Annotated in this window: 15 protein-coding genes and 1 tRNA gene; 9 read left to right on the forward strand and 7 right to left on the reverse strand. The window is 70.1% G+C overall.

The features are described from left to right. Positions 1-8: 8 nt before the first annotated feature. Entirely contained in the window at positions 9-1,556 is a 1,548-nt protein-coding gene (locus tag ACFVSU_RS03110) for an APC family permease (protein WP_387137859.1), read from the forward strand. Positions 1,557-1,608: 52 nt separating this feature from the next. Here ACFVSU_RS03110 and ACFVSU_RS03115 read toward each other — a convergent pair. Next, a tRNA-Leu gene (locus ACFVSU_RS03115) sits at positions 1,609-1,694 on the reverse strand. A 47-nt stretch (positions 1,695-1,741) separates the two neighbouring features. Here ACFVSU_RS03115 and ACFVSU_RS03120 point away from each other — a divergent pair. Beyond that, a complete protein-coding gene (locus tag ACFVSU_RS03120; protein ID WP_109209425.1) occupies positions 1,742-2,365 on the forward strand; it encodes an ANTAR domain-containing response regulator in 624 nt (207 codons plus the stop codon). Positions 2,366-2,434: 69 nt separating this feature from the next. On the opposite strand, the gene ACFVSU_RS03125 is transcribed toward ACFVSU_RS03120, so the two are convergent. Beyond that, on the reverse strand, positions 2,435-2,866 hold the full coding sequence (locus ACFVSU_RS03125; protein WP_387137864.1) for a hotdog fold thioesterase: 432 nt from the start codon (positions 2,864-2,866) through the stop codon (positions 2,435-2,437). Positions 2,867-2,929: 63 nt separating this feature from the next. On the opposite strand from ACFVSU_RS03125, the gene polA reads away from it, so the two are divergent. Both polA and ACFVSU_RS03135 read left to right on the forward strand, forming a co-directional pair. Then, positions 2,930-5,587: a DNA polymerase I gene (polA, locus tag ACFVSU_RS03130; protein WP_387137868.1), complete on the forward strand. Its 2,658-nt coding sequence runs from the start codon at positions 2,930-2,932 to the stop codon at positions 5,585-5,587. 78 nt (positions 5,588-5,665) lie between these two features. Next, positions 5,666-7,339, forward strand: coding sequence for a DUF885 domain-containing protein (locus ACFVSU_RS03135; protein WP_387137871.1), 1,674 nt, complete (start codon positions 5,666-5,668; stop codon positions 7,337-7,339). Positions 7,340-7,352: 13 nt separating this feature from the next. On the opposite strand, the gene ACFVSU_RS03140 is transcribed toward ACFVSU_RS03135, so the two are convergent. Continuing rightward, positions 7,353-8,009 (reverse strand): phosphoribosyltransferase, encoded by a 657-nt coding sequence (locus tag ACFVSU_RS03140; RefSeq protein ID WP_387137874.1) that lies wholly within the window; start codon positions 8,007-8,009, stop codon positions 7,353-7,355. Positions 8,010-8,100: 91 nt separating this feature from the next. Between ACFVSU_RS03140 and ACFVSU_RS03145 the strand changes: the two genes are divergently transcribed. Genes ACFVSU_RS03145 through ACFVSU_RS03155 form a run of 3 tightly spaced genes read left to right on the forward strand, consistent with a single transcriptional unit; the run spans position 8,101 to position 11,337 of the window. After that, complete coding sequence (locus ACFVSU_RS03145; RefSeq protein ID WP_387137878.1) at positions 8,101-9,144, forward strand: LLM class flavin-dependent oxidoreductase; 1,044 nt, start codon at positions 8,101-8,103, stop codon at positions 9,142-9,144. 36 nt (positions 9,145-9,180) lie between these two features. After that, positions 9,181-10,533: an MFS transporter gene (locus tag ACFVSU_RS03150; protein ID WP_387137881.1), complete on the forward strand. Its 1,353-nt coding sequence runs from the start codon at positions 9,181-9,183 to the stop codon at positions 10,531-10,533. Between the two features lie 42 nt (positions 10,534-10,575). Beyond that, positions 10,576-11,337, forward strand: a complete 762-nt coding sequence (locus ACFVSU_RS03155) for an SGNH/GDSL hydrolase family protein (RefSeq protein ID WP_387137884.1) — start codon at positions 10,576-10,578, stop codon at positions 11,335-11,337. Positions 11,338-11,344: 7 nt separating this feature from the next. On the opposite strand, the gene ACFVSU_RS03160 is transcribed toward ACFVSU_RS03155, so the two are convergent. After that, positions 11,345-11,836, reverse strand: coding sequence for a DUF2087 domain-containing protein (locus ACFVSU_RS03160; RefSeq protein ID WP_387137887.1), 492 nt, complete (start codon positions 11,834-11,836; stop codon positions 11,345-11,347). Then, a complete protein-coding gene (locus ACFVSU_RS03165; protein ID WP_387137890.1) occupies positions 11,833-12,402 on the reverse strand; it encodes a dihydrofolate reductase family protein in 570 nt (189 codons plus the stop codon). Before ACFVSU_RS03165 ends, ACFVSU_RS03160 begins: the two co-directional genes overlap by 4 nt. Before the next feature lie 89 nt (positions 12,403-12,491). Here ACFVSU_RS03165 and ACFVSU_RS03170 point away from each other — a divergent pair, with 89 nt between their 5' ends. Both ACFVSU_RS03170 and ACFVSU_RS03175 read left to right on the forward strand, forming a co-directional pair. Further along, on the forward strand, positions 12,492-12,881 hold the full coding sequence (locus tag ACFVSU_RS03170; RefSeq protein WP_387137893.1) for an ArsR/SmtB family transcription factor: 390 nt from the start codon (positions 12,492-12,494) through the stop codon (positions 12,879-12,881). Next, complete coding sequence (locus ACFVSU_RS03175; protein ID WP_387137896.1) at positions 12,874-13,320, forward strand: SRPBCC domain-containing protein; 447 nt, start codon at positions 12,874-12,876, stop codon at positions 13,318-13,320. The genes ACFVSU_RS03170 and ACFVSU_RS03175 overlap by 8 nt, the downstream gene beginning before the upstream one ends. Positions 13,321-13,329: 9 nt before the next feature. Here ACFVSU_RS03175 and ACFVSU_RS03180 read toward each other — a convergent pair whose 3' ends face one another. Both ACFVSU_RS03180 and ACFVSU_RS03185 read right to left on the reverse strand, forming a co-directional pair. Next, complete coding sequence (locus ACFVSU_RS03180; RefSeq protein ID WP_387137899.1) at positions 13,330-14,166, reverse strand: carbohydrate kinase family protein; 837 nt, start codon at positions 14,164-14,166, stop codon at positions 13,330-13,332. Then, positions 14,166-15,086 carry a pseudouridine-5'-phosphate glycosidase gene (locus ACFVSU_RS03185; RefSeq protein WP_387137902.1) on the reverse strand — a complete coding sequence of 307 codons (921 nt, stop codon included), beginning with the start codon at positions 15,084-15,086 and terminating at the stop codon, positions 14,166-14,168. The genes ACFVSU_RS03180 and ACFVSU_RS03185 overlap by 1 nt, the downstream gene beginning before the upstream one ends. Between the last annotated feature and the right edge of the window lie 62 nt (positions 15,087-15,148).

Consider the following 15,148-nt stretch of genomic DNA (forward strand, 5'->3'; position numbering starts at 1 on the left):
GACCCTCGATGACCCAAGCCAGCTCACCGGTCGCGCCCGACGACCAGAGCACCCCTGAGCGTCACGATCTGCAGGCGGGCGGCGTCAGCGCCGCCGGCTCGATCGTGATGGCCGTCGCCGGAAGCGCTCCGGCCTACTCGATCGCCGCGACCACGGCGACCCTCGTCGGCGTCGCCGGGCTCGGCGCCCCCGCCGCACTGCTGTGGTGCGGCATCCCGATGCTCGGGATCGCCTGGGCCTTCCTGTACCTCGGCAGGGCCGACGTCAACGCCGGGGCGGCGTACTCGTGGGTGGCGAGAGCGCTCCATCCGGCGCTCGGCTTCCTCTCCGGGTGGGCGCTGGTGATCTCGGCGACGATCTTCATGGTCGCCGGCGCGCTTCCCGCCGGAGCGATGACCGTCTCGCTGTTCGATCCGTCCCAGGCCGAGAACGTGCCGCTCATCACCGGGGTCGGCGCGATCTGGTTCGTCATCATGGCGGCCTGCGTGTACTTCGGCGTGAACATCACGGCGCGCGCCCAGTGGATCATGTCGACGATCGAGGTCGGCATCCTGGTGGTGTTCGCCGCGCTCGCGCTCTTCCGCGCCGCCACCACGAGCCATGACGGCCCGAACTTCTCCTGGGACTGGCTCGGCTTCTCACACCTCACCGGACCCGGCATCTTCGTCGGCGCGGCGCTGATCGCCGCCTTCTACTACTGGGGCTGGGACGTGAGCTCGAACCTCAACGAGGAGACCACCGACGGCCACAAGTCGGCAGGCGCCGCAGGACTTATCGGGGTGGGCATCGTCTTCGTGCTGTTCGAGATCTTCACGATCGCGACGCTCATCATGCTGTCGCAGGAGCAGATCGAGGCGAACAGCGCCAACATCCTGTCGGTGCTCGGCGATGTCATCTGGCCAGGGCTCGGGGGCAAGATCCTGATCATCGCGGTGGCCCTCTCGACGATCGCAACACTCGAGACCACGCTCATCCAGGTCACCCGCTCGCTGTTCGCGATGGGCCGTGACCACACGATCCCGCGCGCGTTCGGTCGCGTTCACCCTCGGTGGAAGACTCCGACCTTCGCGACCATCGTGATCCTCCTCGTCTCGCTGCTGCTGTTCATCGGCTCGAACTTCCTCGGCAGCGTGGGCGACATCATGGAGAACGCGATCCTGTCGATCGGCCTTCAGATCGCGTTCTACTACACGCTCGCCGGCGTCGCCGTCGTGGTCGCGTATCGGAGGGTGCTCTTCCACTCCGTGAAGAACTTCCTGCTCATCGGGCTGTGGCCCGCCTCAGGTGCGGTGTTCATGGGCTGGGCGTTCTTCGCGTCGATCCCGAGCAACGAGCCGATCGTGAACTGGCTCGGCATCGGGCTCATCGTGCTGGGTGTCGTGCCGCTCGTGCTCTTCTATCGCAAGGCGAAGGTCTACTACTCTCGCAGGCCTCTGGAACTGCCCGCCGAGCTCGACAAGAAGGCGCCCGTCGACGTCGATCTGCGCTCGCCCGAGCAGGTCGAGACGCTGCCCGACCCGAACACGCAGGTGATCAAGACCCTCGAAGAGGAGTGAGATGGATGAGCGGATGCCTCGGTCACGAGGCATCCGCTCATCCATGCCTGGATGGTGCCGGTGGTGGGAGTCGAACCCACACGCCCTTGCGGGCAACCGAGTTTGAGTCGGTCGCGTCTGCCATTCCGCCACACCGGCCCGCGCGCCATGCCGCGCGTCCGCGATTGACCATACCGTAGGATTCAATGGTGACTGAGCAGGAGCAGACCGCCGCATCGACGGCATCCACCCCCCGCCGCGTCGTGGTCGCCGAAGACGAGTCGCTCATCCGACTCGACATCGTCGAGATCCTCCGCGACAACGGATTCGACGTCGTCGGCGAAGCCGGAGACGGAGAGACCGCGGTGGCCCTCGCCACCGAGCTGCGTCCCGACCTCGTGATCATGGACGTCAAGATGCCGCAGCTCGACGGCATCTCGGCGGCCGAGAAGCTCAGCAAGAACCACATCGCCCCGGTCGTGCTGCTCACCGCCTTCAGCCAGAAGGAGCTCGTCGAGCGCGCGAGCGAGGCCGGCGCCCTCGCCTACGTCGTCAAGCCGTTCACGCCGAACGACCTGCTGCCCGCGATCGAGATCGCGCTCGCCCGCTACGAGCAGATCATCACGCTCGAAGCCGAGGTCGCCGACATGGTCGAGCGGTTCGAGACCCGCAAGCTCGTCGACCGTGCGAAGGGCCTCCTCAACGAGAAGATGGGCCTCTCGGAGCCCGAGGCGTTCCGCTGGATCCAGAAGGCGTCGATGGACCGCCGCCTCACCATGCAGGATGTCGCGAAGGCGATCATCGAGCAGCTGGCGCCCAAGAAGGGCTGACCCCCCACCACTTCACAAGAAGCGGATGCCTCGTGACGAGGCATCCGCTTCTTCCATTCCCGTGGAGGTTCAGACGGGCGGGAGTTCCTTGATGTGGTTCGTGATGCGCACGGTCGAGCAGCGGCGGCCGGCCTCGTCGGTGACGACGATCTCGTGGACGGCGAGCGTGCGACCGAGATGGACGGGTGTGCAGACGCCGGTCACGATGCCCGAGATCGCCGAGCGCGTGTGCGTCGCGTTGATGTCGACGCCGACCGCGAGCCTGCCCGGACCCGCGTAGAGGTTCGCCGCCATCGAGCCGAGCGATTCACCGAGCACCACGTAGGCGCCGCCGTGCAGAAGGCCGACCGGCTGGGTGTTCCCCTCCACCGGCATCGTGGCCACCGCACGCTCGACGGTGAACTCGGTGAAGACGATCCCCATCTTCTCGGCCAGCGCGCCCATGCCGCGATTCGCGGCCCACGCGAGGCCGTCGACGGGGGAGGGGGAGTGCTCGGGCATGCGTCGCCTTCGGGGGTGCGGGGCGGGAGATCGGGTGTCGCCGGCCCTGACTAGGCTTGCAGGGTGACGGACTCCGCAAAGCCTACCCTTCTCGTCGTCGACGGCCATTCGCTGGCATATCGGGCGTTCTACGCCCTCCCCGTCGACAACTTCTCGACGAAGGACGGCCAGCACACGAACGGGATCTACGGGTTCCTCGCGATGCTGATCAACCTGATCAAGGCGGAGAAGCCGACCCACCTGGCGGTGGCTTTCGACACCTCCCGGCAGTCCTTCCGCACCCGCGAGTACACCGAGTACAAGGCGAACCGGTCCGAGACGCCGTCCGAATTCAAGGGCCAGATCCCGCTCCTGCAGGACTGCCTCGCGGCGATGAGCATCCGCGTCCTCCAGCAGGAGGACATCGAGGCCGACGACATCCTCGCGACCCTCGCGACGCAGGGCTCGTCGCAGGGGTTCCACGTGCTCGTGTGCTCGGGCGACCGCGACACGATCCAGCTCGTGAACGACGACGTCACGCTCCTCTACCCGAACGTGCAGGGCGTCTCGCAGCTCAAGCGCTACGACCGCGACGCCGTCATCGAGCGCTACGGCGTGCCGCCCGAGCAGTACCCCGACATCGCGGCACTCGTCGGCGAGACGAGCGACAACCTGCCGGGTGTGCCGAAGGTCGGCGAGAAGACCGCTGTGAAGTGGCTCACCCAGTTCGGCTCGCTCGACGCGCTGCTCGAGGGCGCCGACTCGATCAAGGGCGTCGTCGGCGGCAACCTGCGCGAGCACATCGAGGACGTCCGTCGCAACCGCCGCCTCAATCGGCTCCTGACCGACGTCGACCTGCCGCTCGGCCCCGACGACCTCGAAGTGCAGCCGATGGACGCGCAGGCGGTGCGCGACATCTTCTCTCGCCTCGAGTTCAAGACCCTCATCCCGCGCGTGGCAGAGCTCGCGGGCATCGAGCAGCAGATGGCCGCGGTCACGTCGGCTGCGGCCGAGCTCGCGCCCGTCGCGAAAGAGCTCGCGCCCGCCGACTTCGCCACGTGGCTAGAGAGCGCGACCGGCGAACTGGCGGTGACGATCGCGGTCGAGGGCGGGCTCCCGGCGCGCATCGGCGTCGCCACGAAGGATGCCGCCGCCGAGGCGTCGTGGACCCCCGAGCTCGCGGCCGCCCTCGCACCGTGGCTCACCTCCGACGCCCCCAAGGTCTTCGGCGATGCGAAGCCGCAGGTGACGGCGCTGCGGCGTGCGGGGCTGCGCCTCGGCGGGCTCGCGTTCGACGTGATCCTCGCCGGGTGGCTGCTGCGCCCGAGCTTCCCCGACAAGACGCTCGCCGACCTCGTCGACCGCTACCTCGACGAGAAGCTGCCCGAGTCCGACCCGACGCAACTCGTGCCCGAGACCGAGGGCGCGACGACCGGCCAGCTGTCCTGGTACCTGATGCGCGTGGCGGCCGCGGTACGCGCAGAGCTCCCCGAGAGCGTGGCCGCCGTCCTCACCGACATCGAGCTGCCCACCCTGCACACCCTCGCCGACATGGAGCTCGCGGGTGTCGCGGTGTCGCACGCGACGCTGTCGCAGTTCTCCGGCGAACTCGGCACCCGTGCCGACGCGCTCGCGCAGGAGGCGTACGCGGCGATCGGCCGCGAGGTGAACCTCGGCTCGCCGAAGCAGCTGCAGGAGGTGCTCTTCGAGGAGCTGCAGCTGCCGAAGACCCGCAAGACCAAGACCGGCTACTCGACGGATGCTGCGGTCCTCGCCGATCTGCAGGAGACCAACCCGCATCCGTTCCTCGACCTGCTGCTCCAGCACCGCGAGGCGACGAAGCTGCGCCAGATCATCGAGTCGCTCGACAGCGCGATCGGCGGCGACCGCACGAGCGGAGCCGACGGCCGCATCCACACCACCTACGTGCAGACCGGCAGTCAGACCGGCCGCCTGTCGAGCACCGACCCCAACCTGCAGAACATCCCGATCCGCACGGAGGAGAGCCGACGCATCCGTTCGGCCTTCACCGTCGGCGAGGGCTACGAGACGCTGCTCACGGCCGACTACTCGCAGATCGAGATGCGCATCATGGCGCACCTCTCGGAGGACCCAGGCCTCATCGAGGCGTTCAACTCCGGAGAAGACACCCACCGCTTCGTGGGCTCTCGCGTCTTCGGCGTCGCTCCCGAGGACGTGACGCCTGCGATGCGCACCAAGGTCAAGGCGATGTCGTACGGCCTCGTGTACGGCCTGTCGGCGTTCGGCCTGTCGAAGCAGCTGCGCATCGAGCAGGCCGAGGCGAAGCAGCTCATGATGGAGTACTTCGCCCGGTTCGGCGCGGTGCGCGACTACCTGCGCTCGTCGGTCGAGCAGGCGCGCATCGACGGGTACACCGAGACGATCTTCGGCCGCCGGCGACCGTTCCCCGACCTCGCGAGCCCCAATCGCGTGCTGCGGGAGAACGCCGAGCGCGCGGCGCTGAACGCGCCGATCCAGGGCAGCGCGGCCGACATCATGAAGATCGCGCTCTTCCACATCCACGACGACTTCGCCACGCAGGAGCTCGGCTCGCGCGTGCTGCTGCAGATCCACGACGAGCTCGTGATCGAAGTCGCTCCGGGGGAGTGGGACGCCGCCGAGCAGATCGTGCGCAGCCGGATGGGCGATGCCGCACAGCTGTCGGTGCCGCTCGACGTGCAGATCGGCCGCGGCGACAACTGGGACGTCGCGGGTCACTGATCCTCGATCGTCGTCGGCGGCTCACGACACCGGGATTCTCGTTTGTCGGCACCGCGTCCCATGCCTAGGCTCGGTGCTATGACAGACGAAACCCGCACGCCCACGCAGATCGACAAGATCGCTGATGCGTGGGTCGACACCCTCGCCGAACTGGAACCCCGGATCGCCACCTACATCGGTCGCGACGAGTACAACGACCGGTTCGGCGACTACAGCCCCGCCGGCCAGGAGCGCCTGGTCGACGAAGGCCGCAAGACCCTCGCCGCGCTTCAGGCCGCGGACGAGGTCGACGACATCGACGTCGTCACGAAGGACGACCTCAGCCAGCAGATCCAGCTCGAGCTCGACCTGCACGACGCGAAGTGGCACCTGCGCGACCTCAACGTCATCGACTCGCACGCTCAGAACATCCGTGCGGTCTTCGACCTGATGCCGACCGCGACCGCCGACGACTGGTCGGTGATCGCCACGCGTCTCGGCGCGGTGCCCGGCGCGATCGACGGATACATCGAGACGCTCCGCGAAGGCGTCTCGCAGGGCGTGGTGCCCGCGCGCCGGCAGGTCACCGAGGTCGCGACGCAGATCGCTCGCTACACCGCGGAGAACGGCTTCTTCGCGAGCTTCGCCGCCGAAGCCGCTCCCGAGGAGGGACAGCTGCCCGCCTCGCTCGCGCGCGATCTCGCCGACAACGCCAACGCCGCGCGCGTCGCGTACGACCAGCTCGCAGCATTCCTCACGGGCGAGCTCGCCCCGGCAGCGTCGGACAAGGACGCCGTCGGCCGCGAGCTGTACGCGCTGCACTCGCGGCGCTTCCTCGGCGCCACGATCGACCTCGACGAGACCTACGAGTGGGGCATCGAGGAGCTCGCGCGCATGGTGGCCGAGCAGGAATCGATCGCGAACGAGATCAAGGCCGGCGCCTCGGTCGAGGAGGCCGTCGCGTTCCTCGAGCAGGACGCCAGTCGCAAGCTCTACGGCACCGAGGCGCTGCAGAAGTGGATGCAGGAGACCAGCGACCGCGCCGTCGCCGAGCTCGGCAAGACCCACTTCGACATCGCGGAGCCCATCCGCAAGCTCGAGTGCATGATCGCGCCCACCAAGGAAGGCGGGATCTACTACACCGGCCCGACCGACGACTTCTCGCGTCCCGGCCGCATGTGGTGGTCGGTTCCCGAGGGCGTCGAGGAGTTCGACACCTGGCGCGAGCTCACGACCGTGTACCACGAGGGCGTTCCCGGGCACCACCTGCAGATCGCACAGGGCGTCTACAACCGCGCGCAGCTGAACACCTACCGCCGACTGCTCGGCGGCACCTCCGGTCACGCCGAGGGCTGGGCGCTCTACGCCGAGCGCCTGATGGAGCAGCTGGGCTACCTGTCGGACCCCGCCGACCGCCTCGGCATGCTCGACGGCCAGCGCATGCGCGCCGCCCGCGTCGTGCTCGACATCGGCGTGCACCTCGAGAAGCCGCGTCCCGACGGCCAGGGTCCGTGGGACGCCGACTTCGCGCTCGAGTTCATGCTGCGCAACGTCAACATGCCCGACGAGTTCGTGAAGTTCGAGGTCAACCGCTACCTCGGCTGGCCGGGCCAGGCGCCGTCGTACAAGGTCGGCCAGCGCATCTGGGAGCAGCTGCGCGACGAGGTCGCCGAGCGCGAGGGCGACGCCTTCTCGATCAAGCAGTTCCACAAGCGCGCGCTCGACCTCGGCGGTGTCGGACTCGACACCCTGCGGTCCGCGCTCTCGCGCTGACCCTTCGGCAGGCTCAGCGGCCGGCGTCCTCGTCGGTCGCTGAGCCTGTCGAGGCGGCGCGCAGCAGCGCCACGACTTCGGCGTCCGTCGTCTGGCGGAAGTCGTCGTAGTACTGGCCGACGGCCCAGAAGTCGGCTTCGCGGTAGGGGCACACGAACTCGTCCACGGCGTCCGCCGGCGGCTCCCACTGCTCCGGGGCGACGGGGACGGCCAGCACGACCCGCTCCGGGTCGCGGGCGCGCAGCGCGCGGCACGCGGCGATCGCGGTCGCGCCGGTGGCCACGCCGTCGTCGACGACGATCGCGGTCCGCCCCGACAGTTCGACGGACGCCGAGCCGAAGGCATCCGTCCGCCGTGCCAGCTCGTCGCGCTCCGCCGCCTCCACGCGCTCGAGATCGCGCGGTGTCATCCCCGCCCACCTCATCGCGCCCGGCGTGACGATGCGCACGCCCTCGGCGATCGCGCCCACGGCGTACTCCTCATGACCCGAGGCGCCGAGCTTGCGCACGACGACCGCGTCGAGCTCGAGTCCGAGCGCGTCGGCGACGGCCGCGGCCACGACGACGCCGCCCCGCGGGATGCCGAGGACCACGGCATCCGTTCCCCGCCATCGTTCGAGCTCTGCGGCGAGCTCGCGCCCGGCGGACCGGCGATCCGCGAACGGGATCATGCCTCCACGCTACGCTCGCGGGGTCCGGGCGTCGCGGGAATGCCGCGACCGCTCCGCCGGTTCATGCAAGCGCATAGAAGGAGAAGCACACATGACCTCTGTCGATCCCGCCACGATCGAGCTCGGACTCGACACCTTCGGCGACGTGACCCGCGACGCCTCCGGCGAGCTGATCACCGGCGCGCAGACGATCCGCAATGTCGTCGAGCAGGCGGTGCTCGCCGATCGCGTCGGACTGTCGTTCTTCGGCGTGGGGGAGCACCACCGCCGCGAGTTCGCGGTGTCCAGTCCCGAGATCGTGCTCGCCGCCGCCGCGGCGCGCACGGAGCGCATCCATCTCGGAACCGCCGTCACCGTGCTGTCGAGCGATGACCCGGTGCGCGTCTTCGAGCGGTTCGCGACCCTGGATGCGGTCTCGAACGGCCGCGCCGAGGTCATCCTCGGCCGGGGGTCGTTCATCGAGTCGTTCCCGCTGTTCGGCTACGACCTCCGCGATTACGAGACGCTGTTCGACGAGAAGCTCGACCTCTTCTCGCACCTCCTGACCGAGAAGCCCGTCACGTGGGACGGAACCCTGCGGGCGTCCCTCGATGCCGCAGACGTGTTCCCCAAGACCGAGAACGGCCTGCGCGCGTGGGTCGGCGTCGGCGGCACCCCGGAGTCGGCGGTGCGCGCCGCACGCTACGGGTACGGCCTCATGCTCGCGATCATCGGCGGGCCGGCCGGGCGCTTCGCGCGCTTCGCCGAGCTGTACCGCCGGTCGCTCGACACTTTCGAGCAGCCGCAGCTGCCGGTCGGGGTGCACTCGCCGGGCCACGTCGCCGAGACGGATCAGCAGGCGTGGGACGAGGCGTACGAGGGCTTCGAGGCGATGAACAACTCCATCGGGCGCGAACGCGGCTGGCCGACGTACAACCGCCTGCGCTTCCAGCACGACGTCGGACCCGAGGGTGCGCTCTACGTGGGCTCGCCCGAGACCGTCGCCCGCAAGATCGCCGACACGGTGCAGACGCTCGGCGCGTCCCGCTTCGACATGAAGTTCTCGACGGGCACGCTGTCGCACGAGAAGATGATGCGCTCGATCGAGCTGTTCGGCACCGAGGTCGTGCCTCGCGTGCGCGACATGCTGTCGTGAGCCCCGCCCGGGTTCCGGCATCCGTAGCATGACGCTATGACGGATGCCGCAACCCGCGCGTCGTCGACGCTCTCGGAGCGCCTCGACCGCCTGCCGTTCACCCGCAGGCACCTGCGCGTGCTCACCGGATCGGGGATCGGGTGGGCGCTGGACGCGATGGACGTCGGGCTCATCTCCTTCATCATCGCGGCGCTCGCGGCCCAGTGGAGTCTGACGCCGACCGAGGCCAGCTGGATCGCCTCGGTCGGGTTCGTGGGCATGGCGATCGGCGCGAGCGTCGGCGGACTTCTTGCAGACCGGTTCGGGCGCCGCCAGGTGTTCGCGCTGACCCTCCTCGTCTACGGGGTCGCGACGGGTGCGAGCGCGCTCGTCGGCGGCCTGGCCGCACTCCTCGTGCTGCGATTCCTCGTGGGGCTGGGGCTCGGCGCCGAGCTGCCGGTCGCGAGCACGTACGTGAGCGAGTTCGCTCCCGCGCGTATGCGCGGGCGCCTGATCGTGATCCTCGAGGCCTTCTGGGCCGTCGGGTGGACCCTGGCCGCACTGATCGGCTACTTCGTGATCCCGGCATCGGAGAACGGCTGGCGCTGGGCGTTCGCGCTGGGTGCGATCCCCGCGGCGTACGCGCTCATCGTGCGCTGGGGCCTGCCCGAGTCGGCGCGCTGGCTCGAGCGGCGCGGGCGCTTCGGTCAGGCGGAGTCGGTCGTGCGCTCCTTCGAGGATGCCGCAGGCGCCGCCGCGGTGCCCGCGTCGGGGCGGCCCACGGTTCCCCCCGCCGCCGCGACCTCGCTGGGTCAGCGGCTCGGCACGCTGTGGTCGGCCGAGTTCCGCGTCCGCACCGCATGTCTGTGGCTGGTGTGGTTCTGCGTCAACTTCTCGTACTACGGCGCGTTCATCTGGATCCCGTCGATCCTCGTGACGCAGGGGTACGACCTCGTCCGGTCGTTCGGCTTCACCCTGATCATCACGCTCGCGCAGCTGCCCGGTTACGCGGTGGCCGCATGGCTCATCGAGGTGTGGGGACGCCGCGCGACGCTCTCGGTCTTCCTCGTGGGTTCCGCGGTGTCGGCGATCTTCTTCGGAACCGCGACCGGTGCGGGCGGCGTCATCGCGGCGGGTATGGCGCTGTCGTTCTTCAACCTCGGCGCATGGGGTGCGCTGTACGCGGTGACCCCCGAGATGTACCCGACGTCGCTGCGCGCCACCGGCTCGGGGTGGGCCGCCGGCGTCGGCCGCATCGCGTCGATCGTCGCGCCGCTGGTCGTGCCCCCGCTGCTCGTCGCGGGCGGTGCTCCCGTGCTGTTCGTCGTGTTCGCGGTCTTCTTCGCCGTGGCCGCCGCGGCGGCGTGGGGGCTCGTCGATCGGCGCGGCGTCGCGCTCGACGACCGCTGACGATGGCCGGTCGCGCGCTCAGCCGGACGTAGGCTTGAGCCCGTGGCATCCGTTCGATACGTCGCGATCGGCGACTCCTTCACCGAGGGCGTGGGCGACGAGCTCCCCGACGGACACGTGCGCGGCTGGGCCGACCTCGTGGCGGAGGGGTGGGCGAACACCACCGGCGAGAGCGTCGAGTACGCCAACCTCGCGATCCGCGGCAAGCTCGTGTGGCCCATCGTCGAGCAGCAGCTCGAGCCGGCGCTCGCGCTGAAGCCGACGCACCTGTCGTTCAACGGCGGCGGCAACGACATGCTGCGCCCCCGCACCAGCGTCGCCCACGTGCTCGCCGCCTTCGAGACGGTGCTGCGCCGCTGCGACGAGGAGGGCGTCCAGCTCATCGTGCTCTCGGGGGCGAATCCGACGGCCCAGCTGCCGCTGAAGCGGGTGATCCAGCGGCGCGGCGACCTCCTGTCGCACGCCGTCGAGGCACGTCTCGCCGCCCGCACCGACGTCGTCCAGGCGTACAACTGGTTCGACGAGGAGCTGGCGACGCCGCCGTACTGGTCCGAGGACCGCCTGCACATGAACGCGCGCGGACACCACCGCGTCGCCGCGCGGGTGCTGAGCTCACTCGGTGTCGAACCGGTGCCGGAGTGGTGGTCGCAGCCGCCCCTGCCCCCGATGGGACCCCGTGGCGCCGCCTACTACCGCGAGCATGTCGGCCCGTGGGTACGCCGACGGCTGGCAGGCACGTCGTCCGGCGACGGCCGCGAACCGAAGTTCGGTCAGTGGACCGAGATCGCCCCGACCGTCCGCTGACCGACGGTCACTGGGCGGCCGCGTCGACCCGCGCGTACTCGGATCCCGACCGCGTGCGCTCGAGCAGGGCCGCGTCGACGAGGTAGCGGCGGAGCACCGCGACATCGCCGGTGAAGGGCGCGAGCCGCTCGTTCGTCTGCTTCTCGGTGAGCACCTCGCCGGCGCGGAACGCCCGATCGGCGATCCATCGCAGCAGCTCGTCACGATCGCCTTGCTGGGCAGGGTAGCGGTCGATGCGTCCGTCGGCAGTGAGGAAGCGCTGCGGCCCCGAGGGCTTCGCCGGCGGGCTCTCCGCGAGGAGCGCGCGCACCGCCGCGTCGTCGAACTCGACGGCTCCCGATGCGTTCTCGCGCACGAGGCCGAGCTCGGTCAGCCGCTCCGCGGCGCGACGGCGCCGGGCCTCGGACAGGGGCTCTGCGCCGCCCATGCTCTCGGCCAGCACCGACCGCAGGTCGGGGTTGAGCAGCGCCGCGAGCACCCCGCGCCAGCGCTCGCTCACGCAGCGCCGCCGGTCACCGCGTAGGTGAGTTCGGCGAATGCGCCTGCCTGTCGCACGGCGGTGAGTTCCAGTCGATCGGGGCCGAGGCTGCGGGGGAGGAGTGGCTTGCCCGACGGCAGCGTCGCGGGCGCGATCGAGACGCGGATCTCGTCGAGCAGGCCCGCATCGGCGAACTGGCCCGCGAGGTCGCCGCCGCCGACGATCCACACGTCGCGGTCGCCTGCCGAATCGCGGATCTGCGGCCACACCTCGCGCACGTCGCCCGAGGCGAACCGGATGTCGACGCCCGGAACCACGGGCTGCTCCTTGCTCGTGAACACCCAGGTGGGGCGGTCGCCGTAGTACGACGGCCACTTCTCGGGGTGGGCGACGAGGTCCTCGTGCTCGAGCACCCACCGGTACGTCGACGAACCCTGAACCAGCACGCCGATGTCCGCGAGGAACCGCTGGAAGTCCTCGTCGCCGCCTTCGCCGCCCGGTGCGGCGAACAGCCACTCCAACGAGTCCTGGTCGTCGGCGAGGAAGCCGTTGAGCGTGGTGGCGGTGTAGAAGACGACGCGAGGCATGCGGTCACCGTAGCGCGCATCTCCGACAAAGGGTTGACGAGGTATTCAACCAAGTAGTACTGTACTTATCAGTTGAATAAGGAGACGAGATGACCGATGCACTGAGCCGCACGTTCGCGGCCCTCGCCGATCCGACTCGTCGCGCGATGCTCGCGCGCCTGAGCCAGGGCGAGGCGACGGTGGGGGAGCTCGCGGAGCCTTTCGACATGACGTTCGCCGCCGTGTCGAAGCACCTCCGCGTCCTCGAGGGAGCGGGGCTCGTCACGCGTGGCCGCAACGCCCAGTACCGGCCGGCCCGGCTGGACGCGCGACCTTTGGCGGCAGCATCCGTCTGGATCGGCGGATATGAGCAGTTCTGGGAAGACAGTCTCGGCGCCCTCGATCAGTACCTCAACGCCCTGCAGCAGCTCGGCGCTCCCCGCACGACACCGACCGGCGGCCCCGCCGCACCCACCGAGAAGGAGAACGACCATGACTGAGTACTTCACCGTCACCCGCACCCTGCAGGCTCCCCGGGAGCTGGTGTTCGAGACGTTGACCAAGCCCGAGCACTTCGCCGTGTGGTTCGGCACCGCGGCCGTGGAGGTGCCGCAGGACAGCCTCACGATGGACGTGCGTCCCGGCGGCGCCTTCCGCGCCGTGATGCTGCTGCCCGACGGCAACCGCATCGACTGGGCGGGGGAGTACAAGGTGGTCGAGCCGCCGTCGCATCTCGCGATGACACTGACGGACCAGCCCGGTGACGACGCAGGGTTGCCCGTCCTCTTCGACCTGGAGGAGGCCGGCGACGGCACCGTGCTCACGATCCGCCAGGACCGCAGCGACTTCTCCGACGAGCAGGTCGCCGCGACGATCGCCGGCTACAACTCGTTCATCGACGACATCGAGCGCGTGCTGGAGCGCCTCCAGACCGCCTGAGCGGTGTCGTCACAGTGCGCCCGGACGGCGCAGCGCGCTCATCGCGAGCACGCTGCCCGCCCGGGCGCTCTCGCAGGGGTCCCCGCCGGCCAGCGCCGCCACGATGTACCCCGCGGCGAAGGCATCGCCCGCACCTGTCGAGTCGAGCACGTCCTCGACCCTGTCGACGGGCACCGCGGTCGTCTCGCCGTCCGCGGAGACCAGCACGGGCTCCGCGCCGCGCTTGACCACATACGCGCCCGCCGGCGCGACCCCGAGCTCCTCCGCGGCGGCCGCTTCGTCCGCATTCGCGAAGACCACGTCGGGCTCGAGCTCGTCCAGCAGGCGACGCAGCCGTTCGCCGCCCAGCGCGCGCATCGTCGCGACACTCGACAGGTCGAGGCTCACGCGGGCGCCCCGCGCTGCCGCGTGGGTCGCGGCATCCGTCACCGCCCGCGCGGAGCGGGGCGACGCGAAGCCGTACAGCGGCAGATGCACCCAGTCGGCGTCGGAGATCCATTCGGGATCGATGCGATCGAGCTCCGCTGCCGCGCCACGGTCGGTGATCATGGTGCGCTCACCGACGGCATCGACGAGCACGACGATCGAGCCCGTGCGACCGTGCCGCTGCACCCGGGCGTCGACGCCGAGGGCCTCGAGCTCGCCCACGAGCGCGATGGCCAGTGTGTCGCCTCCGACGCGGCCGATGAAGCGGGACGGATGCTGCGCCGCAGCCGCCGCTGCGACGTTCGCGGCGCTTCCGCCCCGCGTCAGACGCACTTCGGCCGGGTTGTCGGTGCCCCGCTCGAGCGTCGCGCCGCCGAGGACGATGAGGTCGGCGACCAGATCGCCGATGACGACGAGCATCAGTCGTCGCCGGTGAGCGCCCGCGCGATGCGGGCGCCGAGGTCGACGTTGCCGCGGTACACCGCGACGTTCACCTCCAGGCTGCGTCCTGCCGTCTCACGCTGGAAGAAGTCGAGCAGGAACGGAGTCGTGTCGTGTCCCGTCACACCCTGCGCGTCGGCCGCGGCGAGCGCTCTCGTCAGCACGTCGTCGTGCAGCGCCGGGTCGAGCTGGCGGTCGGCGCCGACGGGGTTCGCGACCAGCAGGGTCGACGAGATGCCCAGCGCGTCGCGGGTGCGCGCGATCGCGGCGATCTCGGCGGGGGAGTCCACCGAGTACTCCACGTCGTAACCGGAGTCGCCGACGTAGAAGCCGGGGTAGTCGGTGGTGCGGTAGCCGACCACGGCGAGGTTGAGCGTCTCGAGCCGCTCGAGAGTGAGCGCGATGTCGAGGATCGACTTGACGCCGGCACTCACCACCACGAGCGGGAGTCCTGCCAGGGTCGGCAGGTCAGCGGACTCGTCGAAGGTCTGCGCGGCGCCCCGGTGCACTCCGCCGAGCCCGCCTGTCGAGAACACCCGCACGCCCGCTCGTGCCGCGAGGTGCGCTGTCGCAGCCACGGTCGTCCCCGCGCTGAGCCCCTTGACCACGGCGACCGGCACGTCGCGCACGCTCGCCTTCACGACGCCGTCGGCGGTCGAGAGGCGCTCGATCTCGTCGGGCGACAGGCCGACGGTGGGGCGTCCGTCGACGAGCCCGATCGTCGCCGGCACGACGCCGAGAGCCCGGACGCGGGCCTCGGCCTCCAGGGCGACCGTGAGATTGCGCGGGCGCGGGAGGCCGTGCGTGAAGATCGTGGACTCGAGCGCGAGCACGGGATCGCCCGAGGCGACGGCGTCCCGCACCTCCGGCGCGATGACGAGGGGATCGGACACGGGCATCCTTTCGATCCGGGCAGTTCATCCGACCCGGACAGGGACACAGTATCGAGCGGATGCCGCCA

It is taken from the genome of Microbacterium sp. NPDC058062, from assembly GCF_042885375.1.
GTDB lineage: Bacteria > Actinomycetota > Actinomycetes > Actinomycetales > Microbacteriaceae > Microbacterium > Microbacterium trichothecenolyticum_C.

Excerpts from the sequence above, each read along its gene's own strand:
- ACFVSU_RS03110 (WP_387137859.1), top strand. The coding sequence starts at position 9 with ATGACCCAAGCCAGCTCACCGGTCGCGCCCGACGACCAGAGCACCCCT.
- ACFVSU_RS03120 (WP_109209425.1), top strand. The coding sequence starts at position 1,742 with ATGGTGACTGAGCAGGAGCAGACCGCCGCATCGACGGCATCCACCCCC.
- ACFVSU_RS03135 (WP_387137871.1), top strand. The coding sequence starts at position 5,666 with ATGACAGACGAAACCCGCACGCCCACGCAGATCGACAAGATCGCTGAT.
- ACFVSU_RS03140 (WP_387137874.1), bottom strand. The coding sequence starts at position 8,009 with ATGATCCCGTTCGCGGATCGCCGGTCCGCCGGGCGCGAGCTCGCCGCA.
- ACFVSU_RS03125 (WP_387137864.1), bottom strand. The coding sequence starts at position 2,866 with ATGCCCGAGCACTCCCCCTCCCCCGTCGACGGCCTCGCGTGGGCCGCG.
- ACFVSU_RS03145 (WP_387137878.1), top strand. The coding sequence starts at position 8,101 with ATGACCTCTGTCGATCCCGCCACGATCGAGCTCGGACTCGACACCTTC.
- ACFVSU_RS03180 (WP_387137899.1), bottom strand. The coding sequence starts at position 14,166 with ATGCTCGTCGTCATCGGCGATCTGGTCGCCGACCTCATCGTCCTCGGC.
- ACFVSU_RS03175 (WP_387137896.1), top strand. The coding sequence starts at position 12,874 with ATGACTGAGTACTTCACCGTCACCCGCACCCTGCAGGCTCCCCGGGAG.
- ACFVSU_RS03165 (WP_387137890.1), bottom strand. The coding sequence starts at position 12,402 with ATGCCTCGCGTCGTCTTCTACACCGCCACCACGCTCAACGGCTTCCTC.
- ACFVSU_RS03170 (WP_387137893.1), top strand. The coding sequence starts at position 12,492 with ATGACCGATGCACTGAGCCGCACGTTCGCGGCCCTCGCCGATCCGACT.
- ACFVSU_RS03185 (WP_387137902.1), bottom strand. The coding sequence starts at position 15,086 with ATGCCCGTGTCCGATCCCCTCGTCATCGCGCCGGAGGTGCGGGACGCC.
- ACFVSU_RS03150 (WP_387137881.1), top strand. The coding sequence starts at position 9,181 with ATGACGGATGCCGCAACCCGCGCGTCGTCGACGCTCTCGGAGCGCCTC.